The sequence below is a fragment of the uncultured Flavobacterium sp. genome, assembly GCF_963925415.1.
Classification (GTDB): Bacteria; Bacteroidota; Bacteroidia; order Flavobacteriales; family Flavobacteriaceae; genus Flavobacterium.
Map to the genome: position 1 here is coordinate 1 of NZ_CAWUTS010000028.1, position 5,617 is coordinate 5,617.

Sequence of the window (5,617 nt, forward strand, 5' to 3'; positions counted from 1 at the left end):
TTCAATTTGGTCATCTGAGAACAACCAAACTTCAACAATCTTATCTTTTTCAATCTTAAAAATATCAACACCTGACATTTTAATACTTGAATCTCCTTTTGTTGCGCTAAAAATAATTGGTGTAATAATTAAGTTTTCGTTTTCCATGAAATTTGCAGCTTTTTCAACATTTAAAGTTCCGTTACTTAATTCCATCATGCCAACAATCATTTGGCCAATTGCTTCGACTCCTTTTTTAACTCCTGAAAACTTATTATTTCCAGGTTGATGCCAAACAACTTTTTCTGAAAACAATCCAAATAATGTTGGAATATCGCCAATTGCTAATGATTCAAAATAAATTTGTGCTATTTCAATTTTTTTTTTCATAATAATTTTTATTGTTAAGTGTTATTTACAGGACAAATTTACGTTTTGTACATTTTTTTTAATGGTAATAAAAGAACTGTTAATGGTAACTTTATTTATATTTCAAGACGAAATTCTTTGGGAGTTATGCCTACTACTTTTTTAAAGTACTTTGTAAAATAAGTAGCCTGATCAAAACCTAAATCATAAGCAATTTCTTGTATAGAAAGTTTTTTATTGACTAAACTACGCTTAGCTTCTAAAATTTTAATATCCTGAATTACTTTAGCCGGAGTTGATTTTAAATATTCTCTTGAAATTTTTGCAAGGTCTCTTTTGTTAGTTCTTAATAAATCATAGTATGCTTCCATTGACAAAAATTTTGATATGTTTTCATAAGCCATTTTTTTAAACGCATAAGCTAATTGAAAATCATTATTTATGGATATATCGGTTTCTAATGTTCGCCTTTTTGCTCTTTCTATGGTAAAAAGTAGACTTCTAAATAATGAAAAAACTTGTTCTTTTAGATATGTATCATCTAAGGTTAATTCTTCTGAAATAAGAGTTGCAAGATTAACAAACCTCTTTTGATCGTAAGCATCCAGTTTTACAAAAGGATCTTCGATTTCATTAAAAATGGAGAGTGATATTCTTTCCAGTAAATCATGATCAAATTGGTCTATAAAAAAACCATTAAAATGAATCATAATACCTTCATTTACAGCATCTGAACAAAAATGATGAATTTGATTTTTACTGATAAAAAAAATCGTGCTTTCTTCATGATTAATCACTTCATAGTCCACATAATGTCTTCCGGATTGCTTAAACCAAATTAATTGATAAAAGGAGTGTTTATGAGGTATGGTAGAATGTTCTTTATTATTGTTGCAGTATTCTTTTCCGTCATTTAATTCAAACTGTAATTTAGAAAACGCCTGTTTGTGTAAGTGATATTCTTTCAACTTTTTTAAATTTTATTATATATAGAGATCTAAATTGACACTGTTTTTTTGTAACAGTAATACATCTATTTTATTTGTGTGTATTAGATTAAATTTTAAAAATATTATTTTTATGACTAAATATTAAACAAATGTATATAAATAAATCAATGTGTGCAATATATTAAACGTATTTGTTTAATAATTTATAAAAAAATAGCTATTGATATTTGGGTATAAATCTATTTTAGGATTAAGTATAAATATGTAAACTTATTTTAGGACGAGTCATTATCGTTGAGGGCACATAGTCAAGCGGGCGTGGTAAAAGATCTATCAAACCAACTCTTGTTATGGTTTATAAAGTAAGTATCCTCTTTTGTTGTAGCTTTATATTTTGTTGATATGGTTAAGATTTTTAAAATTTAACAACAAAGCCACATCGTTACAATGTGGCTTTGTTGTTATTTACGTTGTGGGCACGGAATGTAATTATGCGCTATCGAGCTTGGTACATATCCGAGAGGTCGGTTTTTTTATGGTTTAAACCAATTAATCTTAATTGGTGTTTTTTGTGTATTAATCTTTTTTTTTTAATAAAGATACAATTTCTGATAAACCCTTTTTTAGACCTATATAATAATTACCCTTACTAACTTCAGGAATAATATTTTCAGTTATTATGGATTCTTTAATTTTTTCGGTTAATATCGTGTTTATATTTGTGTCACAAGCAATATCAATCTTTTTCATTGATTTACTCATGTTTATTATAATTCCATTTAATGAAACAAAAGATGAAATTTCCCATTCTTTATCAGATGTATTTTTTGAAGGGATAGTCAATACCCTAATTTTTATTCTATTCTTATTATCTATGTCTTTTAAATATTTTTCTAAATCAATTTTCTCTTTGCTATTAAATAATTTTTCTAAATCAATTAAATAAACATTTTCTTTATACTTTTTATCTTTAGGTATTTCCTTAAAATCAAAATCAACCTTAGGAAGGTCGATATTCTCTTTTTTACAAGAAAAAATACTTATTAAAACAATCAATATTATTAATTTAGTTATATTATTTGACATATTTTTTATAATTTAATTAATGTGATAGTTCTTTTAATTCTTTTTTTGTTTTAACTAATTTAAATGAATAATCTAATGATTGTTTAGACTAATGATTGTTTTAACGTTAAATTTTAAATTTCTTAAAACAATTTAATTCAGCTGTTATTTATTTAACATGTTTTTTAATTTCATCACAAATTTATCACAATCTCTACAAGGAGTATTAGATTTCCATGTTAATGAAAATTCATGTATTCCTTGACTTTGTCCAAATTTTGAAGTATTTATATCATACGAATATCCAAAAGTAAATTCATTCGCTTTATATAATAAAAATGGATTAACAGAGGTTAATATATGGCTGTTCTTCGCTTTTCCTTCTGGGTTTGTAACTAAAGTCATTCCTAAAGCAATATTATCCATATTTAAACAGGCTCCAATATCTAATCTGTTATAAAAAGATTGCTTCATATAGTTAAAAGTAACCAAAATGCTTGAGTCAGTCGGTAAAATGAAGGAAGGAGAATTATTTAATTCAATAAAACCCCCACCATGTAATGATAAAAACAAGTCTAAAGGAATGTTTTTAGAATCAATAAATGAAATATCGGGTCGATTCATATGTTTTATTGTAGCACCAAACCATGAAATGTCATTTTCAAATAAAAACCCACTGTTAAAATCAAAAAAATTAATGTTGTTATTATTTATTAAATAATTTGGATCAATACTAACTGGGTTAATGGTTTCATTATTAATATCAATTTGATCTTCTAGTAATAAATTTTGAAAATTAAAATCTTTTCTTCCATAACCGCCCTCCAGGCCAAAACGGAATTTCCAATCATAACTTATTTCTGCAGTATAAGAAAAAACACCATTTATTTGAAGATAGTTATAATTGGTAAATGATTCGTTTTGATTCAATATATTTATTCCTAAACCAACGTTTTCAGTAATCAAATTGTTTGCAAATGCATATTGTGTGTCTATACGCCTATTTGCTTCTGGCCATTGTCTTCTGTGTATTAAACCTGCATTCAATGCATTTCCACTACCTACAAAAGCAGGGTTAATTACTTCTGGAATATTAATAAAATGTGTAAATACTGGGTCTTGTGCATTAACTATTAATGAAATCAATAGAAATGTTATATTTATATAAATTTTTATTTTCATTTTTATTTATTGATTACTGTATTAAAATAAATGTTTGACTTTCGTAAATAACGGTACCGTAAAAAGTTACTGCACTTACCATACAATTATAGTTGCCATTTTCTGCTAATTTACTTTGTATAGTTCCATCCCATCCAGAAAGTACATCTCCAGATTCTGAATAAATTAAAGATCCTGAAGTATCATAAATATCCATTCTTATTTGTTTTAACCCTTTTGTTACAGGTCTGAAATTATCATTTATAGAATCATTATTTGGTGTAAAAGCAGTAGGAACTACCATAAAATAACCTTTTTCAACTAATAACGATATTGTAAATACGTAAACACACCCAAATGAATACGTAACTGTTTGAGTTACCAAATAAGTACCAGGTGTTACATACGTATGGCTAGGATTTTCTTCATTAGAATAAACACCATCTCCAAAATTCCAAATCATGGATTCATATTCTCCAGTTGAATTATTTGTAAATTGAATGGGATCATTGATTGAATAAAGACCATAATTTTCATATCCAAATGAACTTTGTTCAAAAGGAAAATCTGCAAACAAAGGAACATCAACATCAATACTATAATTAGTGCTACATCCTAATGCATCCGTTGCCGTTATAACAACTAATCCATTTTGATTTGTTGTCATATTTTGATTGTTTGAACCACTGGTAACTCCACTTGTCCAACTATATGTTAATGGTGGAACACCCCCTGATCCAGTAGCTTGAAAGTTTTCATATATAATATTCGTATCACAATTCACTGTGGTTGTGTTTTGAACACTTAAACTTATGGGCTGTGGCCTAAATATTGAATAAACATTACTTATGAAGCAACCATTAAAATCGGTTACTGTTACTGAATAATTTCCTGCTGATAATGATGTTAAATCTTCCGTAATCGCTCCGTTAGACCATACACAGCTAAAAGGAGCTGTACCTCCTGATACCATTAAATTAATAGCACCTGAATTTGCATTTGAACAGTCTAGGGCATCTTGAATATTTGCTGATAAAACTAAAGTCTGAGGCTCAATAATTGTAAAGGTTCTAACAATAGTACATGGTGTACCATCTACTATTGTTACAGTATAAGTTCCCGCTGATAGATTATTTCTAATTAAACCTGCTGTACTTCCATCACTCCATGTTAAATTTATCGGTTGAACTCCACCTGTTAAATTTACATTTATACTTCCATCATTTGCTCCTTCACAAGAAATGTTAGTTGAAATAGTGTTAACACTAAAAATTGGAGCTTCAGGTATATTAACTATTATTGACTTAAAACAACCGTTAGTATCCGTAATTATTATACTATAATCTCCAGCAGCTAAATTATTCTGATATAGTCCTGTAGCTAATGTATTCCATTGTGCGGTATAACTTGCTACTCCACCTGTAACTACTATAGTAATAGATGCATCATTTGCACCATAGCATGTAATAGGTGTTGTTGTTGCTGTAATTTCAATATCATCTGGCTGTATAATTTCAAAACCTTGAACGGTTTTAGTTCCGCCATTATCATCTGTTACTATTAAAGAATATATACCTGCAATCAATCCTGTAAACTGAGGGTTTAAATTAAAAGAATTAATTATAGACGATACTAAGTTTCCACTACTGTCATATAAGTCATAATCATATGGGGCGACTGACTCTTGTGTAATTAAAACACCTACAGCCCCGTTTGAATTACCAAAACAATCAATATTGATGGTTAAACTTAAATCGGGTTGAGCTAATAACTCGGGAGGTTGTGTTAGAGTAAAAGTTAAAATAATTGGTGTACAATAACCGTCTGATATCGTTACAGTATATATACCTGCAACTAAATTATTAATATCCTCTGTATCTGCTGTAAAACCATTAGGACCAATCCAACTAAAAATAAAGGCACCTGAACCACCATCAGTTGACAAATCAATAAACCCATCAGATCCACCAAAGAAACTAACATTATAACTGTTGTAATCAGACAAAATACCTGTTGAATAAAATGTTGGATTTACAGTAATAGAATAATTATAAATTTGCCCTATGCATAAATTACCATTATTAACAAACGTA

General features: G+C 28.1%; 5 protein-coding genes. All 5 read right to left on the reverse strand.

Annotated elements, in window-relative coordinates:
- On the reverse strand, positions 1-369 hold a 369-nt coding region (locus tag AABM47_RS02035), incomplete at its 3' end, for a nuclear transport factor 2 family protein (protein WP_338409257.1).
- A gap of 95 nt (positions 370-464) precedes the next feature.
- Positions 465-1,316, reverse strand: coding sequence for an AraC family transcriptional regulator (locus tag AABM47_RS02040; RefSeq protein ID WP_338409258.1), 852 nt, complete (start codon positions 1,314-1,316; stop codon positions 465-467).
- A 558-nt stretch (positions 1,317-1,874) separates the two neighbouring features.
- On the reverse strand, positions 1,875-2,384 hold the full coding sequence (locus tag AABM47_RS02045) for a TPM domain-containing protein (protein ID WP_338409259.1): 510 nt from the start codon (positions 2,382-2,384) through the stop codon (positions 1,875-1,877).
- Between the two features lie 144 nt (positions 2,385-2,528).
- A complete protein-coding gene (locus AABM47_RS02050) occupies positions 2,529-3,545 on the reverse strand; it encodes a PorP/SprF family type IX secretion system membrane protein (RefSeq protein WP_338409260.1) in 1,017 nt (338 codons plus the stop codon).
- A 13-nt stretch (positions 3,546-3,558) separates the two neighbouring features.
- A partial coding sequence (locus AABM47_RS02055) for a PKD domain-containing protein (protein WP_338409261.1) occupies positions 3,559-5,617 on the reverse strand: 2,059 nt, incomplete at its 5' end.

Coding starts and splice junctions, on each gene's coding strand:
- AABM47_RS02045 (WP_338409259.1), bottom strand. CDS start 2,384: ATGTCAAATAATATAACTAAATTAATAATATTGATTGTTTTAATAAGT.
- AABM47_RS02050 (WP_338409260.1), bottom strand. CDS start 3,545: ATGAAAATAAAAATTTATATAAATATAACATTTCTATTGATTTCATTA.